A 19,306-nucleotide genomic window follows, 5' to 3' on the forward strand; every position below is an offset into this window, starting at 1 on the left:
CATGACGATCGCGCCGCCCTCCCCAAACCAGAAACGCATGGATGCGATACGCCGCCGCGTAGGCGCAGCCATGCCGGACTGGACGGTGATGGCGGACGAAACCGGCACGTTCGTGATGGCTGCCGACGGCCCCGATAGCGAGCGGGTCTACCGTGTCGAGGACGACGCGAACCTCGACAACCGGGAGATGGCTCTCAGCGCACCGGAGGATCTTCGCTTTTTGCTCCGGATGTATGACGCGCTCGTCAAGCACCTGAAGCTGGCACGGCCTTCTGAGGCCAGTTCGCGCAAGCACGCGAACTATGCCGCAGAATGCGCGATGAAGTGCGACGACCGGAGGTTCCGGGAATACCTGCAAACCTGCCACGGCGTCGACACATCCGATGGCGAGCGCATCGCCACCCGCATCCGATCGATCCTTTCGATCAAGTCACGCGCCGACTTGAATGACAACGCCGAAGCTGCAGGCCGCTGGCGCAAGCTGGTCGGAGATTTCGACGCATGGAGCCGAACCCATTGACCCTCTCACGTCGGGAAGTCATCCGCGAAAAGATCATGGCCCGCGTCGTCGTCGACGAGGCGACTGGCTGCTGGATCTGGACCGGGCCGACCTCTGGCGAGGAAGGCCGTGGCGCAGGCTACCCCCGGATGAGCCTCGCAGGCCAGACCGTCGCCGTCCACAAGGTCATGTGGACGAACGAGCACGGCTACATCCCCGGCAAGAAAGAATTGGACCACAAATGCCGCAACCGGCTGTGCGTTCGCCCCGACAACCTTGATCACGTCGAGCTCGTCACCCGCAAGCGCAATGCGCTGCGGCGTGAGGCGGCAAAGCGCGAACTGAAATGCACCGAGGAGACTGCACGATGAAGAGCTTTGCTCAAGAGGTCGCACTGGAGATGGCCGGTAAAGCCATATTCGACGTCATGGAATATGACGGACCCATCGGAACGGAACGGCCAGAGTGGGTGACGTGCGCGACGACGCCAAGGCAAGATAAGGCCCGCCGCCGCTACGCAAGTGCCGCGCTCACGGCTGTTGCGACATTGCCTCAGGGAGACCGCCACACGGACGACGAGCCGGAGGCATGCCACGTGTGCTGCGAGGCCCTGCAGCCTGGCGACCCCGTCTACTTCAGTGATGACGGCATGATGCATGCGGCGTGCTGCGGACCCGAACGGGAATGCTTCTACAACGAGGACGAGGCACCGCTCGTCGACGGCGAACCGATCCCGCGACCGCTCATCTGGAATGGCGATCTCAGCACCATGCAGCTCGCGTCGGACGCACGAAACGATGAGGTATGCGTCGATCGCTTTGCCAATGTGATGAAGGCCAAGCTGGCACAAGCGCGAAACAAAGGCCGTGCAGGCTGGGACGATCATGCTCGCTGCAGCCTGTCGGACCTTTCCGCCATGTTGTTCGAGCACGTTGCGAAAGGAGATCCTGTCGACGTCGCCAACTTCGCCATGATGATCCATCAGCGCGGAGGTATGATCGAGGCTCCATCACCCCAGGCAGAAGTGCGGGGAAGCGAGGATCTGCGCAAGCGCGTCATGCGGGCCATCTTCGACCCAGGCCAGACCGAGGGCTACAAAGGCAATCGAGATCTGACGACGTGGCAGACGGACGCCGTCATGCGCCTTCTCGGGTCGGCTGCAGAGGGCGGACGATGAGCGCCGCCCTCGCACTAACTACCCTTTCGGCAGGTCGTCAGGATAGAGGGCGGCAATACGCCTGGCCCTCTCTGCTTCCAATGTTGCCCGTATCATTCGAAAGCCGCGCGAGGTCAGGCGAGCATCGCCGTTCGTCATCTTCCTCGCATAGCCAAGGGCGATTGTGTCTTCGAAAATCCGGTGGAATGGGCGCTCTCGGTGGATCTGGAGTAACTGGTTCATCAGGTTCATTTGCAAGCCTTTCTTTGTTGGATGCGAATCAACCTTACAAGCGAATGGTTGTTGGCATCTCTGCCCCCTCAGCAGCGGGAGCGACAGTATGAGCGACCGCAGCAACCGCCGCGAAGTGCGGAACCCCGTCCTATCGCTGCCATCGGTAAAAAGGCTCGATGAGCTGCCACCTGAAACTCGCGAACTTGTCGCGGACATCCTTGGCGACCTGGTCAAAGACGCTCGGTCCAGAGCGCAGCAATCATGGATCAAGAACAAAGGCCCGATGGCGGCATATTGGAAAGCGGTTGGAGCCTACGCCCACCACTTCCGCCGCGTTGTGGCAGGGAGGATTGAGCGTTGAGCATCGTTCGCGACAACCTCATGAACCGGGAAGGCTACCGTCCCTATTGCGGCAACGTGAATTGCAGCGCCGGCATGCCGCGCACCCATTACATCAAGGGCCAGTTCCAGTGCGGTTGCGACTGGCGCTCGTCGTTCGAACCAGAGTTCATCGCGGCCTATGAGGCTAAGTGGGCATCACCCGCGCCCGAGACGAATGTGCTAGGCCGGCGCGAAGCTGACGCTGTTGTCATCCCCGGTACCTTTTATGACAACAGCCTCCCCATCCACCATCAAAGATCCCGCTCGCTGAGCAGCCTCGACGACCTCGGCGGCAGCCCAGAAGCGACCAGCTTTGATGATGCCGCGAACATCACTCATAGTCGTCTCGACGACTTCAATCCCAGCATGCTCGATGCCATCGATAACAATAGTGACTTCACGCCTCATTCTGTCCTCCATCCACAACGGTTTGACAGCATCGTTGAACAGAAGAGGAATGTCGAGGCTCCGCCCCATACGGAAGCGCAGTCAGCCATCACGCCGCAGATGATCCGCGACACGGCTGCATGGTGCCAGTCAGAAGACGAACTGCGCGAGACCTTGCGCCAAGCCGCACTGGCACTCGAAGCCGCATCATCACCCCAACCGAGGGAGAGCTAGATGGGAGCAACGGCTCGATTACACGATCCAGTTGCCTACGCACCTCGCGGGCTCTCACGAGAAGAGGCTGCGCGCTACATCGGCGTTGGCACTACGAAATTTGATGAGATGGTGAGCGATCGGCGAATGCCGAAGCCCAAGCGTGTCGATGGGCGGACGATCTGGGATCGTATCGCGCTGGATGCAGCATTCAGCGATCTGCCTTCAGATGGCGAGAACCGGATCGACGAGATATTGTCACGCGGCAATCGCCGTGCGTAATGTCGCTCAATGACCGACAATGAGTATCCTTACGTTTCCGGCTTCACCGACCGACATGGCAAAAAGCGGTGGCGATATCGCCGCGCTGGTAAGACTATCGCCCTGCCCGGCGTTCCCGGTGATCCGGAGTTTGAGGAGGCGTACAGCGCAGCGATAGAGGGCCGCGAGCGCCGACTGGCGACCGTTGTGCGATTGCCAGGGCAAGCTCTGCCCGGCTCCTTTCAAAGCGCATGGAAAAAAGTCCAGCGTGGTCCGGATTGGCTAGCCTTCGATCCGAAAACGAAGGCGAAGAATGTCAGCCTCGCCGGCCAGTTTTTGGAGCTTCCTGTTGCGCCCTCGCACCCAGAGGTCTGGGGTGACATGCTCGTGCGGGATTTAAAGCGCCGGCACGTCAAAGAAATCCTAGCGCACTATTCAGAGACACCCCACAAGGCAAAACACGTCCTGGTCGCGATCAGAAAGATGATTGCCGTGGCGCTCGATGAAGAATGGATCGAGACCGACCCTACATGGAAGCTTTCGTACCGCCCAGAATATACCGGCTGGCGAGCATGGACGGCACAGGAACGTGCTGATTTCGAATCACGATGGCCGCTTGGATCAACGCCTCGAACCGTCTACGGGCTCGCCTTGTGGCTCGGCAACCGGCGATCAGATCTGGCTAAGCTGGAATGGAAGTCATTCGATTTCAGAGAGAACACAGTCACCATAGCGCAGACGAAAGGCGGGAAAACGCTTGTCCTTCCGATCACGCCAATGTTGCGGGAGATCGTAGACCCGATCGAAAGGAAAAGTCCTTTCGTCATCGTGACTGCTTATGGTGATCCGTTCTCCGAAAAGTCACTGACAGGCCGAATGGCAGACTGGACACACTCTGCCGGGCTGCCCAAAGGCTGCACTATTCATGGCCTGCGCAAAACCCTTGGCAAGCTGCTGGCGGAGACCGGCGCCACGACGCGCCAGTTGATGGAAACGCTGGGTCACGACAATATCGAACACGCCGAACTCTACAGCCGCGAGGCAGAACAACAGCGCCTTGCGCGCGACGCGATGAGTCGGCTGTCGCGGAAATATCAGACAAAAAAGCCAGTGGGCTAACCTACTGGCTAACCAGCCTGGCTAACGTCACTGTAAGTCATTGTATTCATTAAAAATTGGTAGGCCCGGAGGGACTCGAACCCCCAACCAAGCGGTTATGAGCCGCCGGCTCTAACCATTGAGCTACAGGCCCTGACGGCGGTGCCGTTTCTGGGAGGTCAATGGTGGCCTCCGCTGGGATGGCTTTAGCGGAATTCTCGGATTGTCACAAGGCGCCGCCGTATTCCCTTCACAATCCATCCGCAACAAGGGTGCAGGGACGAAATCGATGAAGAGAAAGAACCGGATATGTCGTCAATGCTCCGTCTGCGCCGCACCCGCTTGGGTGGTTTCGTGCCTGCTCTCACCCTGTCGGTCATGGCGGTGACCGCCCTGCCCGCTTTTGCCCAGTCGACGTCGACAGAGCCCTCGCAGGGACACATGCTTTCCGCGCCGGTATCCGCACCGCTGCGCGAGGCCGTGATCGAGGTGAGTGGCGAAGGCCGCGCGGCCGTCGCGCCGGATATGGCGATTGTCTCCTTCAGTGTCGTGACGGATGCCAAGACGGCGCGGGAGGCGCTCGACGCCAACTCGAAATCGATGACCGACGTGCTGGCGGCGCTGAAGACCAGCGGCATCGCGGAGCGCGATCTCCAGACGTCCGGCTTCGCGGTCAATCCACAGTATCGCTATCCCGAAAACAACAATGGCAACGAGCCGCCGACGCTCATCGGCTATCAGGTCGCCAACACGCTGACGGTGCGGCTGCGCGAGATTGCCAAGCTCGGCGCAATCATCGACCAGGCCGTGACGCTCGGCGTCAACCAGGGCGGCAGCATCCAGTTCACCAACGACAAGCCCGACGCGACCCTGAACGATGCCCGCAAGGCAGCCGTCGCCGATGCCATGGCCAAGGCCAAGATCCTCGCGGAGGCCGCCGGCGTGAAACTCGGACGGGTGATCGAGATCAGCGAGAACGCCGGGCGCCCCGAACCCATGCCCATGATGGCCCGCGCCATGGCAAAGGATATGGCCGAGGCATCCGTGCCGATCGCCAATGGCGAAAACAGCTATACCGTCACCGTCAACCTGACCTTCGCCATCACCCCCTGAGGTCGATCGGCACAGCCGGTTCGCAAGGTGAGCCCCCGGGCGGCGGATGTGCGAAGCCCCGTCGCCAAAGCCTCGCCGTCGGCTGATCTGAACCTCTCTCCGTCCCTGACGAAGATCCATGCCCCATCATCAAAAAGCCTGCCCGGTCTGTCGACCGGGCAGGCTTTCATGTCAGTCCGCCCCTCAAACCGGGGCGTAACGCCGATTAGCGGCCGATCCGCGGGCATCCGCGGATGTTGGCAAACGCGATCGTGCGGAAATCGCCGCGGAACCGGCCTTCGACCACGACCCGGCGCGGGGTCACCGCGACGACGCGCGCGCGGCGCAGGCCGTAGGCACTGGCCTTATCGGCGGCCAGCCAGGGTGCACACGCGCCACGACGGTCGCGACCCCAATCCCGGCGATCATGCCGGTCGCGGCGCCAATCACGTTCGTCGCGATACTGAACGTCGACAACCGGGCCAGCGTGCAGCCCGAGGCGGATCTCGCTGGCGGAAGCCGTCCCGACAAGGGCGGAAAGGCTGGAAACGCCGATCATCGCGGCAATGGCAAGGCGGGTCATCATGGTCTTCATGGCGTATCCTCCATCTTCGGGACCGCGCCTGCATGACAGCGGGGCGGTCTTCAATTGCGCCGTTATCCGGCGAATGCACCCTGTCTAGCGGAGAGAAGCTGAATGTACGTGAAACCGCACATTCAGAAACCGTTCATCTCGACAGCACACGAACGCCCGTCGCGCGGACACCGGCGGTCCATGACGCACAGCACGGGCATCAGCGCAGAAGTTGCTGCTCGAAAATGCGGATGTTGCGGTAATGCGTGAGACGGGTCACGCTCGGCCCCTCGAACTCGAAGACGAAAACGCTCGGAATCGAATAGGATTGCCCGGCCGCAGGTGGAAAGCCCGCCATCGTCTCCCGGTACGTGCCTCGGGCCGTGACATCGACGGCGACGCGTTGCCCCAGCCGGTCACGCATCGGCACCATGTCCCCAAACGTCTCGTCGAAGTGGCGGAAGTAACTCATGATCGCCAGGCGCAGCGGATGCGATCCGATCGCACGCTGCCCCGTCAGCGTGTCGAGCGCCGCGTCTTCGTCGAGAAACCCGGCGATCGTCTCGAAGTCTCGATGGTTCAGGGCCTCCATGAACCGCTCGGCAATCGTCTGAACGTCCGTCATCCTTCCCTCCGTCCTCGGCACGCGGCCTGTTGCGGCAGACGCGCCGAAGAAAAGTTGCGGTCCGGCGCGCCGATGTCAAGCGACGGGATCGCCCGCGCCAACACCGGATCGATGTCAGGAGGAGCCGAGATGCAGGACAACCTCGCGCCGGTGCGGCCGCTGGCGGTGTTCGAACAGATAGAGGCCTTGCCAGGTGCCGAGCACGAGACGGCCCTGCGCGACCGGAACGCCGATGGACACCGCCGTCAACGCGGCCTTGATATGGGCCGGCATGTCATCCGGCCCCTCGTCGGTATGGACGATCCATCGCATCGCGGGATCGTCGGACGGCGGGACCAGACGGGCGAAAAACATGTCGAGATCTCGCCGGACGTCCGGATCGGCATTCTCCTGGATCAGCAGCGAGCACGAGGTGTGCCGGACGAACACGGTCAACAGACCTTCCTCGACCTGCGACCTTCTCACGAAGGCCTGCACCTCGTCGGTAAAAGCGTAGAGCCCGGCACCCCGGGTCGATAGAGTGAGCGTGGTCAGAGGCATGAGATCTCCCGGATGGTGATGGTGCCCCGGTCGACGGAGACGCCGTCTCGGGGCCACGTCGGTCAATGCCAAGGTGGGCAACACGGATTTGCGGATGCGTCTCTGCCGAGCGGCGTCAGGCGCGAACCAGCATGTCGAACCCACCATAGATCAGTCGCTGTCCATCAAAAGGCATTCCTTCGGGATCGATCGTCAGCCGCGGGTCTTCCATCACCCTGGGCACGATGAGATCGCGATCCGCCTTGGAGGGATAGATGATCCAGGCGAAGATCACCACCTCGTCTCCGGTTGCCTGTACGGCGCGCGGAAACGAGGTCACCTGTCCCTGCGGCAGATCGTCGGCAATACACTCGACATAGTCGAGCGCGCCGTGCGCCTTCCAGATCGCGCCGGCCTGGCGCGCAAGATCCGCATAGGCTTCGAGCCGATCCCGACGGACGGCGACCACGAAGCCATCGACATACATCATGTATCCCCCTTCTAGACGCGCGGCGCGCCTTCGATATGGCGAGGAAGGCAGTGGCCCGCGAGTTGTTCCCGGGAAATGGATCGAGGGTGCCAAAAACCGGCTGTCCGGCAGTCCCCTCAGTTCGCCACAAGACCACGCGCTGCCCAGTCGCTTTGCGGAATGATCGCGCCAAGGGCGAAACGAAACATGGTGATCGTGTCGAACGCGGCGTTGACGGTGCAGTCGAAGGTAATCCCGCGCCAGACACCCTGGGATCGAACGGCGCCGCCGCGCGCACGCAGATGAGGGCCGGTGATCAGACCGCCATTTTTGCCGAAGCCTTTGAGGAGATCCGGCCTGAAAGACGCGCTGGAATGGCGCGCCTGTTCCAGCGCTTCGATGCCGCAGATCTGGACGATGCGGTCCTGCGGTGGCAGCTTGCCCAAGGCGCCCCGCACGCGGGGATCGGCCAGGATGCTCTTGGCGTAGAGCGTCTTCGCCGCCTTGGGCGCCGGTTCCGGAGAAGGCTTCGTCATCGGTTTCGCCGGCACTTCGGGAACGAACGCTGCCTGTTCGTTGGGCGTCATCGGCGCGTCGCGAAGATCCGCAGCCCCTGATCCTGATTCGGCCGCACCTGCGGGTGTGTCGGCAGACGGCGCGGCCGCCGCCGGTGGAGAGACGGCCTCGCCCTCTTCTCCTCCGGAGGTCGGTGTCTTCCCGGCGAGGATCTCGGGCGAAGACGGCGGCGGCGTCGCGGGCGGCGCCGAAACATTGGCCTCCGGCTGGCCGCCGTCGGCCTCCGTCGAGGACGTTGGCTCTGCGTCCGACTTTCCATCCAGTCGAGCATCCGGCTTGTCAGGGACATCAGCAGGTGTTGCGGCCGCATCCGCCGGCGGTTTTGACACGGGATCGGCAGGGACCGGCGTGCTGCCCTCCGGTGCGGGCATGTCGACAGCGTCCGGCGGCGCATCGGTCTCCTCAGCTGCGGATGCCTCGAACGGCCGCGAAGGCGCAGCCGCCGGCTCAGACTCCGAAGGTTCCGGGGTTGACGTCGGCGGCGGCGGCGGTGACGCGGCCGAGGCCGAGGCCGAGGCCGGCGGTGGCGGCTTGCGTTCGCCAGGCGGCTGACCCGCCGCCTTTTCGGTTGGGGCCGGCTGATCGGCCGCTTTTTCGGCCGGGGCCGGCTGGTCGGGCTTCTCTTCAGGCTCCGGCTGCTTCGAAGGTTCAGGGTCCGGAACGATCTCGACGGCAACGCTTTGCTCGGGCTCGGCCTCCGGCGCGTGATCCGGCAGTTGCAGAACAAACGGTGCGATGATCGCGGCATGAAGCGCCAGCGAGGCGAGGATCGCAAGGATCGGCCTCCGTGAACGGCGCTGGAACGGTTCTGGTGTCACGGCATGGACATAGGCGTCTTCCGACACGAGACCAAGCAGAAGGTGGTTGCGCCGCTACTTTCCCGCAACGGCGTCATGCCGTTCCCCACGCTGCGGCATAGGCTCGGCAAGACCGGGCGCCAGCAGCGCCATCGCCAGGACATCCGCGTAAGCACCGTCGCGAAACGCGTAGGCTCGCAAGAGACCCTCACGCTCGAACCCCGCACGTTCATAGAGGGCGATAGCACCGGCATTGTCCGCGAAGACGGTCAACTCCACCCGCCGGATCTGCAGCCAGTTGAAGGCCGCATCCAGCAGGGCGTGCAACAGTGCACGACCGATCCCTTGGCGCTGAAAGTCGTCGTGAACACCGAGTCCAAGAATGGCGACGTGCTGGCGTCGCCCCGTCTGACGGTGCAGCCCCCCGATCCCGACAATTTGCCCGTCGCGTTCGGCCACCACCGTCGGTGACGCCGCCTCGCTGCCCGCAGCAAGCCACCGCGCCGTGGCGTCCTCGCTCTGAAACGGCAACCGCTGCGTCCCTGCTCGATAGCGCGGGAGATTTGCGAGCCGGGTGATGCCCGCGACATCGCGGGGCTCGGCTGAACGGAGTGCAAGCCCTTCGGGCAGATCGCGATCGCGCGAAAGCCGATCGAAAAAAGAAAGGGGCGGCATCAGGTTGCTCCTTGGAGGATCAAGGGCAAACCGCGTCCGGGCCGCCCTTGGGAAAGAGGGCACGGACGGCGAGAGAAACAATCAGTCCCGACGCCGCCGCGCGCACCCCATCAGGGATGCCACACTGCAGGTCGTCATGGCGCGAAGACAGTTCATGAACGCGAGCTTATGCAGGCCCGTCCGCAGCGTCGAGCCAGCTCGCAGTGGCAAGCCAGGGTAACCGGGAGCGAGCCGCGGTGCGCCTGCGCGGTCTTGTCAAAGCCTCTCTCGGTCGAAGCATCGCTTCTCCGACACCACCCGAGCAACAAAAAGAAACGGCGCCCACTCCCGTGGACGCCGTCTCATCATTGCAGGCGAAGCGTGTCGAACGCGTCCGCTCAGCTGTCGAGGAACGAGCGCAGCTTGCGCGAACGGCTCGGATGCTTGAGCTTGCGCAGCGCCTTTGCCTCGATCTGGCGAATTCGTTCGCGCGTAACCGAGAATTGCTGGCCAACCTCTTCCAGCGTGTGGTCCGTGTTCATGCCGATGCCGAAGCGCATGCGCAACACACGTTCCTCGCGCGGTGTGAGAGACGCCAGGACCCGCGTGGTCGTTTCGCGCAGGTTCGCCTGAATGGCAGCGTCGATCGGCAGGAGCGCGTTCTTGTCCTCGATGAAATCCCCGAGATGGCTGTCTTCCTCGTCACCCACGGGGGTTTCGAGAGAGATCGGCTCCTTGGCGATCTTCAGGACCTTCCGGACCTTTTCGAGCGGCATCGCCAGCTTTTCGGCCAGCTCTTCCGGGGTCGGCTCGCGGCCGATCTCGTGCAGCATCTGGCGTGAGGTCCGCACGATCTTGTTGATCGTCTCGATCATGTGGACCGGGATGCGGATCGTGCGCGCCTGGTCGGCGATCGAACGCGTGATCGCCTGCCGGATCCACCACGTCGCATAGGTGGAGAACTTGTAGCCGCGCCGATACTCGAACTTGTCCACCGCCTTCATGAGACCGATATTGCCTTCCTGGATGAGATCCAGGAACTGAAGTCCACGGTTGGTGTACTTCTTGGCGATCGAAATCACGAGACGCAGGTTGGCTTCCACCATCTCCTTCTTGGCGATCCGGGCTTCCCGCTCGCCCTTCTGGACCATGTGAACGATCCGGCGAAACTCCGAAATCGAGATACCGGTTTCCGTTGCGAGATTGTGGATCTCGCCGCGGATCGTGCTGATCATGCGCTCTTCGTTCTTCACGAACGGCGCCCAGCCGCGGGCGGTCAGGTTGCTGACCGTTTCCATCCAGTTGGTCACGAGTTCGCTGCCGGAATACTGTTCCAGGAACGAATCGCGCTTCACGCCGTAGCTTTCGGCAAGACGCAGCAGCTTGCCTTCGTTCTGCACCAGCCGCTTGTTGATGTCGTAGAGCTGCTCCACCAGGTTATCGACGCGATTCTGGTTGAGCGACAGCGACTTCACGGCCGTGATGAGCTCGTCCTTGAGCTCCTTGTACTTCTTTTCCTGCGCCGAGGTCAGCGAGCCCGAAGCCGCGTTCATCCGCAACTCGACCTGCTGGTCCTGCAGCTTGCGCAGCTTCTTGTAGGTCTCGGCAATGATGTCGAGCGTTTCCATGACCTGCGGACGCAGCTCGGCTTCCATCGCGGCGAGAGACAGGTTCGACTCGTCGTCGTCCTCTTCCTCTTCCTCCGGCGGCAGGCCTTCGCCACCGACATTGGTGATGTCGTCTTCGCTGGTGCGCGAACGGCGGGTCTTTTCCTTTTCCTCGGCGGCCTTGCGGTCCGCTTCGATTTTCTCCGGCGACTGGAACTGCGGCGCAGCCTTGGCTTCAGGCCCGGAATAGGTCGTTTCGAGATCGATGATCTCGCGCAGCAGCGTCTGGCCTTCGTTCAGTTCGTCGCGCCAGATGATGATGGCCTGAAACGTCAGCGGGCTTTCGCAGAGACCCGCAATCATCGTCTCGCGGCCGGCCTCGATCCGCTTGGCGATCGCAATTTCGCCCTCGCGCGACAGGAGCTCGACCGAGCCCATCTCGCGCAGATACATCCGCACCGGATCATCGGTCCGGTCCGTCGGCTCTTTCTTCTTGGCGGTTGCGAGCGCGGTGCCGCTGGAGGTCGCGATCTCGCCGCCCTCGCTGTCGGGCTCGTCGTCGCTCGCCTCTTCCTCGCTGCCGGACGCGTTTTCGTCGACCTCTTCGTCCTCGACGACGTTGATCCCCATGTCGGACAACATGGCCATCGTGTCTTCGATCTGCTCGGAGGTCACCTCTTCGGACGGAAGAACGGAATTCAGCTCGTCCATCGTGACGTAGCCGCGTTTCTTCGCGGCCTTGATCATCTTCTTGACCGCGTCGTCCGAGAGATCGAGAAGCGGGCCGTCCGTTGCGCCGTCGCGTTCAGATTCGGCTTCTTCGTTCTCTTTGACTTTGGTTGCCATTCTTCGTCGCTTTCTTTGGACCAGCATTCCACGTTGGAGCGGTGACGAGCCGTGTGGCCCGGGCGCCTCAGGGGCGCAACACCGCGAACATTACCCCTGACCTAACGGGCTGATATTAATTCCCGATTAACCACGGCACCGCCGTGATCCTTCCGGTCGGCTGCGACAGCAGCACGTTCCAAACATCACTTGCATGATGATCGTTTCCGCCGTATCCAATAAACCTTCCAAGCCAAAGACGGTTGATTCCCAGATTCTTCGGCCACGTCAAGCTCTTCCGGCAGAAAACAGCGCAATAAGGCGAAAAACGCCGAAATTATGGCTTGGCATTGCCGCTGTCCCGATCTGCTAGGCAGATGTAGGTCTTTTCGGGCGCAAGACAAGAGCAAGACAGACGCTCGTCAAAGCAAGCTGCATCCTTTTCCGCTTTACACCTTCAGTATCCGTGTAGCGTAAGCCTATGATCACAAGCATTGGCCAGGCGCGGAGCGAGATTATGTTCCGACGGTCTGTGGCCGCAACTCCGGATCATCCTGCGCATATCTGCACGCGCTTATCTGCACGCTTGTCCTGCAGGCTTCGCTGAACCTGCCGTCGCTCGCATCGCACCGCCCGTTTCGCGGCAGAAACGGAACCATCGCAGCGATCCCCCGCGCATCCCGCTATCCCCGAAACGTGCGGATGACCTCCAGGAACTGATCCCCGAAGCGTTCCTTCTTGCTTTGCCCGATCCCGGGGACTTCGAGGAGTTCGTCCGCGTCGTCGGGGCGCATCTTGGCGAGCGCGATCAGCGTCGTGTCGGGAAAGACGACATAGGGTGGCACGTTCATGCCACGTGCGATCGCCGCGCGTGCCGCCCTCAGCGCCTCGAACAGTTCGAGATCCGATCCGTCCAGCGCCGCCTTTTCGCGCGCCGCGGGCGATCGGGCGTTCCGGGCGGCTTTTGCGGAGGTCGGACGGTCCTTCCGGAACCGAACCTCCGTCTCCTTCTTGAAAACCGCCCGCGCCGATGGCTCCAGCTTGAGCGCGCCGAAGGCCGCATGATCGACACTGAGAAAGCCTGCCGCGAGCAATTGCCGGAGAATCGACTGCCAGGTCTTTGCCGCGATCTCCTTGCCGGCCCCAAACACCGGCATATCCGCGTGGCCGAAGCGGGTCGTCTTTTCGTTGACCGCCCCGGTGAGCACGTCGATGACGTGTCCGGCACCGAAACGCTCGCCCGTTCGGTAGACGGCCGCCAGGGCCTTGATCGCCGCTTCGGTCCCGTCCCAGGTCTCGACGGGGTTAAGGCAGGTATCGCAATGACCGCAGTCGCCGGGGTGCCGCTCGCCGAAATGCGCAAGGATCGCCTGCCGCCGGCAGGATGCCGTCTCGCAGATGCCGAGGAGCGATCCGAGCTTGCCGCGTTCGATGCGCTTGATGTCGTCGGCTGCTCCGCCCTCGTCGATCATCTTGCGCCGCTGGATGACATCGGCCATGCCGTATGCCATCCACGCCTGCGACGGCAGGCCATCCCGCCCGGCGCGTCCGGTCTCCTGATAATAGGCCTCGACGGATCCCGGCAGGTCGAGATGGGCGACATAGCGCACATCCGGCTTGTCGATCCCCATGCCGAACGCGACCGTTGCCACGAGGCAGAGGTTTTCCTCTTTCAGGAAGGCATCCTGGTTTGCATCGCGCACCGAACGATCCATCCCGGCGTGATAGGCAAGCGCCCGAATCCCCTGCCCGTTCAGCCACTCGGCCGTGTCCTCGACCTTCGCGCGCGAGAGGCAGTAGACGATGCCGCTTGCGCCCTTGTGGCGTGACAGGAAGCGCAGCAGTTGCTGGCGCGGCTGGTCGCGCTCCACGATCTCGTAAGCGATGTTCGGCCGGTCGAAGCTCGTGCTGAACACGCGGGCATCCGACAGCGCCAGCCTCTCGATAATATCGCCGCGCGTCTGCGGATCCGCCGTCGCCGTCAGCGCCATGCGCGGCACGCCCGGGTAAAGCGTGGCCAACTGGCCGAGCGTGCGATATTCCGGCCGGAAATCATGACCCCACTGCGACACGCAATGCGCCTCGTCGATTGCAAACAGCGCGATCGTCGCCCCCGCCACCATCTCGCGGAACCCGTCCGTTACGATCCGCTCCGGCGTGACGTAGAGAAGATCGAGCGTTCCCTCGCGCACCGACCGCCGAACATCGAGAAAATCCTCGCGCGACAACGATGAATTCAGCGCTGCCGCGCGAACACCCAGTGCCTTCAAGGCTTCCACCTGGTCGCGCATCAGCGCGATCAGCGGCGAGACGACGATCCCTAACCCAGGGCGGCAGAGCGCCGGCACCTGGAAGCAAAGCGACTTGCCCGCGCCTGTCGGGAAGAGCACGACGGCATCCCCGCCGGAGACGACATGATCGACCACCTCGCCCTGCTGGCCGCGAAAAACGGAGTAGCCGTAGACGGCTTTCAGAACATCGAGCGGCGCCTTGCCGGAAGCGCGGAAGGCTTCCTGCGCACCCGCCTGCCGCCCGGCTGCGGGTTGGGGGGACGGCGCATCGAAAGGAGGATCATTGCGAATTCGGGAAGACGGCATGGAGGAAGAGGTCATGAAAGCCATTCTGCATGATTCCGACAGCCGGCGCGAGGCTGCAAGCGGCTGGATGTCCGCAGCACCGCTGCTCTCAGCTGCCCTGGGCCCTGCGTTTGCGCTTCCACCTTGCAGACAATGCGCAGAAAGGGAAGCGATTTGTTCTCTCTATGTTCGTGAACCCTCGGGATCGGGATCTGGGGGTCGCATGTGAATCCGATGGAAGACGGCCGGATCAACCGCCGGGACGAAAGCCTCATGCATCTCGCCCGAACGTGTGCAGCGGTTTCGGGAAACGACATCCATCAAAGTCTGGCGACAAAACGAGAAGATGCTCTCGTCGCCACCCGTGTCACTTCGCCCCCGGACCTTTGACCCGGCCAGACAGCACGCCGAACCCCTCGATGATCGCTTCCTGGTTTTCCAGGCGTTCGACCTCGCGCTGCACCTCTTCGAGGTTCCGGAGCACAAGACTTCCGAGCTCGTCGTCGCCATCCTCGGTCGCACGCGCCAGGTCCCGCTGAAGCTCGCGGATCTGGCGCTGGAGCGCCTTCGTTCGCTTGTGCAGGGCCAGAGCCTGTCGGTAGCCTTCCAGCGCATCGGCAGGATCGGCAGCCTGGGTCGCGATCCAGAGGCGTGCAAAGCGCACCTGCTGATCGAGGATGGCCAGAAGCCCGGCAAAGCCGGCCGCTTCGAGGTTTTCCACGAGCATCTCGCGTGTCAGCCGCGGGCCTTTGGCCGCCACCGCATTCAGAACCTGCGACCAGAGACGCTGAAGATCCTTGCTCTCGTAGTCGATGACCGAGATCTCGTCATATTCGGCAAACAGAACATCGGGATGGTTGACGATGGTCAGCGCCAGCACGCTTTCCTTGAGCGGCGGCAGCGCCTGGACACCAGATACGATCGACGATCGTGCAAGCCGGTCGGAGATCCCTGCCAGACTGCGCATCGGCGCCGTTTCCTTGCCGAACGCGCCACGACCGCCGGAGCGACCACCGCCGCCGCCCTTCTGGCCTCCGGGTGAGAAACCGCCCGCCCCGCCGCGCGCGTAGTTTCCGCCCGGATAGCCGCCAGCCGGATAGCCGGAACGCTGAGGCCCGCGGAGATAGGTGTTGAGCCGGTCGCGCATGGCCTGTCCATAGTGCCGGCGCACGCTCTCGTCGCCGATCACGCCCACGATCTGCTTCAACTTCGCCTCGAGCTCCGCCCGTTTCTCCGGCGTCTCGAAGCTGCCGGCCTGGACTTCGCGGGTCCAGACCATTTCCGAAAGCGAACGGGATGCCGCGAGGACGCGGTCGAACGGCGCCCGGCCCTCCTCCCGCACGAGATCGTCGGGATCCTTTCCATCCGGCAGGAGCGCGAACCGGACGGATCGGCCGGGCTTGAGATGCGGCAGCGCAAGATCGACCGCACGATTGGCGGCGCGAATACCGGCACCGTCCCCATCGAAGCAGAGGATCGGCTCGGGCGTCAGTTTCCAGAGAAGTTCCAGCTGGTTTTCCGTCAACGCGGTGCCGAGAGGCGCGACGGCGTTCTCGACGCCAGCCTGGTGGAGGGCAATGACGTCCATGTAGCCTTCGACGGCGATAATCGTCTCATTGCCCTCGGCACCTCCGAGCGTGCGGCGCGCCCGGGCAAAATTGTAGAGCACGTTGCCCTTGTGAAAGAGCTCGGTTTCGTTGGAATTCAGATATTTCGCCGGTGCGTCCGGCGACATCGCGCGCCCGCCGAACGCGATCACCTTCTCGCGGGACGACAGGATGGGGAACATGATGCGATCGCGAAACCGATCGTAGGAAACGGCGATATCGGGGCCATGCACCACGAGGCCGCAGGCCTCGATCTGTTCGCGCGGGATCCCCTTGTTGGCGAGATGTTCCTTCAGGGCGTTGCGGCTTTCGGGCGCGTAGCCGAGCCGAAAGGTCTCGATCGTCCGCCCCGTCAGTCCGCGGTCGCGCAGATAGGCACGCGCCCGCGCGCCGTTTGCCGTTTGCAGCTGGTCCTGGAAGAACTGCGTCGCCATCTCCATGACGTCCTGCAGCGTGGAGCGTTGCCGATCGCGCTTTTCCGCTTCCACGTCCGGCTGCGGCATGGCGACGCCCGCAAGATCGGCAATTTGCTGCACGGCCTCGGGAAAGCTCATTCCGTCGAGTTCGTTCAGGAAGCGGAAGTGATCTCCCGAAACCCCGCAGCCGAAGCAGTGGTAACGGCCCTTGCGATCTTCGCAGTGGAAACTCGGGGATTTCTCCCCGTGGAAGGGGCAACAGGCCCAGTAATCACCCTTGGACGCGTTGGTCTTCTTCCTGTCCCACGTCACGCGCTTGCCGATCACGTCCGATATCGGAATACGATCTTTGATTTCTTCGAGAAAGGTCGGGGAAAAGCGCATGATCCCGATATAGGCGCTTGCGCGCCGTATCGCTACAGCGCGCAACATCCCTTCCCGCTATCCACAGGCACCCCCTATACAGAGCCACCCGCTATTCATAGGCGAGCGGCGGGCCGAACGTCTTGCCGTCGCACCGTCGGCCCACGACAGAGGCGACCCTCCGCCGATCTCAGGCGCCCGAGAGAAGCCCCTTCAGCACGCCCGACGCCTTTGCGAAATCCATCTGGCCCGCATAGCGCTCCTTCAGAATCGCCATCACCTTCCCCATGTCCTTCGGACCCGTCGCCTGTGCCTCGGCGATCGCGGACGCGACGACCTCCTTCACCTGCGCGTCGGAAAACTGGACCGGCTGGAAATCGGCGATGATGGCGATTTCCTCGCGCTCATGGGTGGCGAGTTCCGGCCGACCGGCATCCTCGTAGACCTTGGCGGATTCTTCGCGCTGCTTGACCATCTTGGCCAGGATCTGCAGCAGTTCGTCGTCGGTCGTCTCGGGCTTGCCGACGCCGCGGTTGGCGATGTCGCGGTCCTTGAGCGCCGCCTGCACCAGCCGCAAGGTCGATACCCGTCGTGCGTCCTTGGCCTTCATCGCCGTCTTCAAGGCATCGTTGATCGTGTCGCGCAGCATGCGTGTCTCCCTAATGTCGTGTCGATCTCATGTCGGTCTCGTCGTCTGCCGGCTCTCTTAGACCATCGGCCCGTCGGCAACAAACAGCTTCGTGCGCGAATGATCCGCCTGGGAGATCGACGAGCGGCGTCCAGGTGGTGGCGGCCGGGCATGTGCATTATTCGGCGGATTCGCGGCGGCGACGGTTGACCCCGCGCGACCGCGCGCTTATGTCGAGGACCTGCACCAAGAGAACCGGAATTGCGACCCGCGCCCGCCTGCGCCGGGCGGCACCCGGATGCTGAGAAGCTTGGCGACCCGGTGGCCCGATCGTCCGCTGCCTCGCCGAAAGAGGATGACGCCGATGACAGCTCCATGGACCACCGAAATCGCAACCGCCGTCCTCGTTCTGGCGGATGGCACCGTGATCGAGGGCAAGGGCATCGGGGCGACGGGCGCCGTACCCGCCGAAGTCTGCTTCAACACGGCTCTGACGGGCTACCAGGAAATTCTCACCGATCCGTCCTATCTCGGGCAGATCGTCACCTTCACCTTTCCGCATATCGGCAATGTCGGCGCCAACGATGAGGACGTCGAGGATCTGACGCCCGCAGCCCGCCACGGCGCAGTCGGCGTGATTTTCAAGGCCGACATCACCGACCCGTCCAACTATCGTGCCGCGCGCCATCTCGATGCGTGGCTGAAGGCGCGCGGGATCATCGGCATGTGCGGTGTCGATACGCGTGCGCTGACCGCGTGGATCCGCGAAAACGGCGCGCCGAACGCCGTCATCGCCCATGATGCCAACGGACAGTTCGATCTCGACGCGCTGAAGGCGATGGCGCAAGATTGGAGCGGCCTCGAGGGCCTCGACCTCGCCAAGGTCGCCACCTCCGGCCAGTCTTCCGTCTGGAGCGAGAAGCCCTGGGTCTGGAACGAGGGCACCGGCGCGCTTGCCGCCGATGCAGCGAAGTATCACGTCGTCTGCATCGACTACGGCGTCAAGCGCAACATTCTCCGTCTCTTCACCGGTCTCGACTGCAAGGTCACCGTCGTGCCGGCGACGGCGAGCAAGGACGACGTGCTGGCGCTTGCCCCGGACGGCGTGTTTCTCTCGAACGGTCCGGGAGATCCGGCCGCAACAGGCGAATATGCGGTGCCCGTCATCCGCGACCTGATCGAGACCGACATTCCGATGTTCGGCATCTGCCTTGGCCACCAGATGCTGGGCCTCGCACTCGGGGGCAAGACCGAGAAGATGCACCAGGGCCACCACGGCGCAAACCATCCGGTCAAGGACCATACGACCGGCAAGGTCGAGATCGTTTCCATGAACCATGGATTTGCGGTCGACTCCGCCTCGCTGCCGTCGGGCGTCGAGGAGACCCACGTCTCGCTGTTCGACGGCACCAATTGCGGCCTGCGCCTCTCCGGCAAGCCGGTTTTCTCGGTTCAGCACCACCCCGAGGCCTCTCCCGGCCCGCAGGACAGCCACTACCTCTTCCGGCGGTTCGTGAACCTGCTGCGGGAGAAGAAGGGCGAGGACGCTCTGGCAGAGCGCGCCTGAGACAGGCGCGCCGTCCGACAAGCAAACGAGGTCATCCCTAGCCTGTCCGCTTTGCCATGCGCACCGGGCAGGTTGAGGCTTAAACTGCGTAGCGTGAAACAGGATTCACGCAACGCGCTTTCAGGTCTTGTTTTTGATGCATGTCGTTTCCCGAAACCGCTGCACACCTTCGGGCGACATGC

20 protein-coding genes and 1 tRNA gene are annotated in these 19,306 nt (G+C 63.0%); 9 read left to right on the plus strand and 12 right to left on the minus strand.

The genetic code is table 11. The features are described from left to right. Position 1 precedes the first annotated feature (1 nt). The 3 genes from ASG25_RS15840 to ASG25_RS23165 are packed head-to-tail and all read left to right on the plus strand — an operon-like array spanning position 2 to position 1,676. Positions 2–520 (plus strand): hypothetical protein, encoded by a 519-nt coding sequence (locus ASG25_RS15840; RefSeq protein ID WP_062475974.1) that lies wholly within the window; start codon positions 2–4, stop codon positions 518–520. Beyond that, entirely contained in the window at positions 502–870 is a 369-nt protein-coding gene (locus tag ASG25_RS15845; RefSeq protein WP_062475977.1) for an HNH endonuclease signature motif containing protein, read from the plus strand. Before ASG25_RS15840 ends, ASG25_RS15845 begins: the two co-directional genes overlap by 19 nt. After that, positions 867–1,676 carry a hypothetical protein gene (locus tag ASG25_RS23165; protein WP_062475981.1) on the plus strand — a complete coding sequence of 270 codons (810 nt, stop codon included), beginning with the start codon at positions 867–869 and terminating at the stop codon, positions 1,674–1,676. Before ASG25_RS15845 ends, ASG25_RS23165 begins: the two co-directional genes overlap by 4 nt. 18 nt (positions 1,677–1,694) lie before the next feature. Here the strand turns inward: ASG25_RS23165 and ASG25_RS15855 are convergent, their stop codons facing one another. After that, positions 1,695–1,907, minus strand: coding sequence for a hypothetical protein (locus ASG25_RS15855; protein ID WP_062475984.1), 213 nt, complete (start codon positions 1,905–1,907; stop codon positions 1,695–1,697). Between the two features lie 88 nt (positions 1,908–1,995). Between ASG25_RS15855 and ASG25_RS15860 the strand changes: the two genes are divergently transcribed. Genes ASG25_RS15860 through ASG25_RS15875 form a run of 4 tightly spaced genes read left to right on the plus strand, consistent with a single transcriptional unit; the run spans position 1,996 to position 4,250 of the window. Further along, positions 1,996–2,250, plus strand: a complete 255-nt coding sequence (locus tag ASG25_RS15860; RefSeq protein ID WP_062475987.1) for a hypothetical protein — start codon at positions 1,996–1,998, stop codon at positions 2,248–2,250. Next, positions 2,247–2,891 carry a hypothetical protein gene (locus ASG25_RS15865; protein ID WP_062475990.1) on the plus strand — a complete coding sequence of 215 codons (645 nt, stop codon included), beginning with the start codon at positions 2,247–2,249 and terminating at the stop codon, positions 2,889–2,891. Before ASG25_RS15860 ends, ASG25_RS15865 begins: the two co-directional genes overlap by 4 nt. Continuing rightward, the gene (locus ASG25_RS15870; protein WP_062475993.1) at positions 2,892–3,152 is read left to right on the plus strand and encodes a hypothetical protein; all 261 of its coding nucleotides are present in this window, start codon (positions 2,892–2,894) and stop codon (positions 3,150–3,152) included. Positions 3,153–3,161: 9 nt separating this feature from the next. Beyond that, the gene (locus ASG25_RS15875; protein WP_062475996.1) at positions 3,162–4,250 is read left to right on the plus strand and encodes a tyrosine-type recombinase/integrase; all 1,089 of its coding nucleotides are present in this window, start codon (positions 3,162–3,164) and stop codon (positions 4,248–4,250) included. Between the two features lie 57 nt (positions 4,251–4,307). Here the strand turns inward: ASG25_RS15875 and ASG25_RS15880 are convergent. Continuing rightward, positions 4,308–4,383 (minus strand) — tRNA-Ile (locus tag ASG25_RS15880). A gap of 155 nt (positions 4,384–4,538) precedes the next feature. Here ASG25_RS15880 and ASG25_RS15885 point away from each other — a divergent pair. Further along, positions 4,539–5,342 carry an SIMPL domain-containing protein gene (locus tag ASG25_RS15885; protein WP_277996168.1) on the plus strand — a complete coding sequence of 268 codons (804 nt, stop codon included), beginning with the start codon at positions 4,539–4,541 and terminating at the stop codon, positions 5,340–5,342. A 205-nt stretch (positions 5,343–5,547) separates the two neighbouring features. Here the strand turns inward: ASG25_RS15885 and ASG25_RS15890 are convergent, their stop codons facing one another. The 10 genes from ASG25_RS15890 to ASG25_RS15935 all read right to left on the minus strand — a co-directional run bounded on the left by ASG25_RS15890 (position 5,548) and on the right by ASG25_RS15935 (position 17,578). Beyond that, positions 5,548–5,916 (minus strand): hypothetical protein, encoded by a 369-nt coding sequence (locus tag ASG25_RS15890; protein ID WP_062476002.1) that lies wholly within the window; start codon positions 5,914–5,916, stop codon positions 5,548–5,550. A gap of 199 nt (positions 5,917–6,115) precedes the next feature. After that, complete coding sequence (locus ASG25_RS15895; protein ID WP_062476005.1) at positions 6,116–6,520, minus strand: nuclear transport factor 2 family protein; 405 nt, start codon at positions 6,518–6,520, stop codon at positions 6,116–6,118. Between the two features lie 114 nt (positions 6,521–6,634). Continuing rightward, positions 6,635–7,060 carry a secondary thiamine-phosphate synthase enzyme YjbQ gene (locus ASG25_RS15900; protein WP_062476008.1) on the minus strand — a complete coding sequence of 142 codons (426 nt, stop codon included), beginning with the start codon at positions 7,058–7,060 and terminating at the stop codon, positions 6,635–6,637. Between the two features lie 115 nt (positions 7,061–7,175). Then, entirely contained in the window at positions 7,176–7,529 is a 354-nt protein-coding gene (locus ASG25_RS15905) for a DUF1428 family protein (RefSeq protein WP_062476011.1), read from the minus strand. 116 nt (positions 7,530–7,645) lie between these two features. Continuing rightward, the gene (locus ASG25_RS15910) at positions 7,646–8,902 is read right to left on the minus strand and encodes a DUF930 domain-containing protein (protein ID WP_156379780.1); all 1,257 of its coding nucleotides are present in this window, start codon (positions 8,900–8,902) and stop codon (positions 7,646–7,648) included. 54 nt (positions 8,903–8,956) lie between these two features. Then, the gene (locus ASG25_RS15915) at positions 8,957–9,556 is read right to left on the minus strand and encodes a GNAT family N-acetyltransferase (protein ID WP_062476017.1); all 600 of its coding nucleotides are present in this window, start codon (positions 9,554–9,556) and stop codon (positions 8,957–8,959) included. A gap of 377 nt (positions 9,557–9,933) precedes the next feature. Beyond that, entirely contained in the window at positions 9,934–11,988 is a 2,055-nt protein-coding gene (gene rpoD, locus ASG25_RS15920; RefSeq protein WP_062476020.1) for an RNA polymerase sigma factor RpoD, read from the minus strand. A gap of 662 nt (positions 11,989–12,650) precedes the next feature. Next, positions 12,651–14,564: a DNA helicase RecQ gene (recQ, locus tag ASG25_RS15925; RefSeq protein ID WP_082480332.1), complete on the minus strand. Its 1,914-nt coding sequence runs from the start codon at positions 14,562–14,564 to the stop codon at positions 12,651–12,653. A gap of 346 nt (positions 14,565–14,910) precedes the next feature. Further along, the gene (dnaG, locus tag ASG25_RS15930; protein ID WP_062477031.1) at positions 14,911–16,950 is read right to left on the minus strand and encodes a DNA primase; all 2,040 of its coding nucleotides are present in this window, start codon (positions 16,948–16,950) and stop codon (positions 14,911–14,913) included. A gap of 169 nt (positions 16,951–17,119) precedes the next feature. Beyond that, on the minus strand, positions 17,120–17,578 hold the full coding sequence (locus tag ASG25_RS15935; protein WP_062476023.1) for a GatB/YqeY domain-containing protein: 459 nt from the start codon (positions 17,576–17,578) through the stop codon (positions 17,120–17,122). A gap of 334 nt (positions 17,579–17,912) precedes the next feature. On the opposite strand from ASG25_RS15935, the gene carA reads away from it, so the two are divergent. Further along, positions 17,913–19,124: a glutamine-hydrolyzing carbamoyl-phosphate synthase small subunit gene (gene carA / locus ASG25_RS15940; protein WP_062476026.1), complete on the plus strand. Its 1,212-nt coding sequence runs from the start codon at positions 17,913–17,915 to the stop codon at positions 19,122–19,124. The last annotated feature ends 182 nt before the right edge of the window (positions 19,125–19,306 follow it).

Source organism: Rhizobium sp. Leaf384 (genome assembly GCF_001424065.1).
Taxonomy (GTDB): Bacteria; Pseudomonadota; Alphaproteobacteria; order Rhizobiales; family Rhizobiaceae; genus Ferranicluibacter.

Coding starts and splice junctions, on each gene's coding strand:
- ASG25_RS15900 (WP_062476008.1), bottom strand. CDS start 7,060: ATGCCTCTGACCACGCTCACTCTATCGACCCGGGGTGCCGGGCTCTAC.
- ASG25_RS15885 (WP_277996168.1), top strand. CDS start 4,539: ATGTCGTCAATGCTCCGTCTGCGCCGCACCCGCTTGGGTGGTTTCGTG.
- ASG25_RS15860 (WP_062475987.1), top strand. CDS start 1,996: ATGAGCGACCGCAGCAACCGCCGCGAAGTGCGGAACCCCGTCCTATCG.
- rpoD (WP_062476020.1), bottom strand. CDS start 11,988: ATGGCAACCAAAGTCAAAGAGAACGAAGAAGCCGAATCTGAACGCGAC.
- ASG25_RS15845 (WP_062475977.1), top strand. CDS start 502: ATGGAGCCGAACCCATTGACCCTCTCACGTCGGGAAGTCATCCGCGAA.
- ASG25_RS15905 (WP_062476011.1), bottom strand. CDS start 7,529: ATGATGTATGTCGATGGCTTCGTGGTCGCCGTCCGTCGGGATCGGCTC.
- ASG25_RS15890 (WP_062476002.1), bottom strand. CDS start 5,916: ATGAAGACCATGATGACCCGCCTTGCCATTGCCGCGATGATCGGCGTT.
- carA (WP_062476026.1), top strand. CDS start 17,913: ATGACGCCGATGACAGCTCCATGGACCACCGAAATCGCAACCGCCGTC.
- ASG25_RS15935 (WP_062476023.1), bottom strand. CDS start 17,578: ATGCTGCGCGACACGATCAACGATGCCTTGAAGACGGCGATGAAGGCC.
- ASG25_RS15875 (WP_062475996.1), top strand. CDS start 3,162: ATGACCGACAATGAGTATCCTTACGTTTCCGGCTTCACCGACCGACAT.
- ASG25_RS23165 (WP_062475981.1), top strand. CDS start 867: ATGAAGAGCTTTGCTCAAGAGGTCGCACTGGAGATGGCCGGTAAAGCC.
- recQ (WP_082480332.1), bottom strand. CDS start 14,564: ATGCCGTCTTCCCGAATTCGCAATGATCCTCCTTTCGATGCGCCGTCC.
- ASG25_RS15855 (WP_062475984.1), bottom strand. CDS start 1,907: ATGAACCTGATGAACCAGTTACTCCAGATCCACCGAGAGCGCCCATTC.
- ASG25_RS15895 (WP_062476005.1), bottom strand. CDS start 6,520: ATGACGGACGTTCAGACGATTGCCGAGCGGTTCATGGAGGCCCTGAAC.
- ASG25_RS15915 (WP_062476017.1), bottom strand. CDS start 9,556: ATGCCGCCCCTTTCTTTTTTCGATCGGCTTTCGCGCGATCGCGATCTG.
- dnaG (WP_062477031.1), bottom strand. CDS start 16,950: ATGCGCTTTTCCCCGACCTTTCTCGAAGAAATCAAAGATCGTATTCCG.
- ASG25_RS15840 (WP_062475974.1), top strand. CDS start 2: ATGACGATCGCGCCGCCCTCCCCAAACCAGAAACGCATGGATGCGATA.
- ASG25_RS15870 (WP_062475993.1), top strand. CDS start 2,892: ATGGGAGCAACGGCTCGATTACACGATCCAGTTGCCTACGCACCTCGC.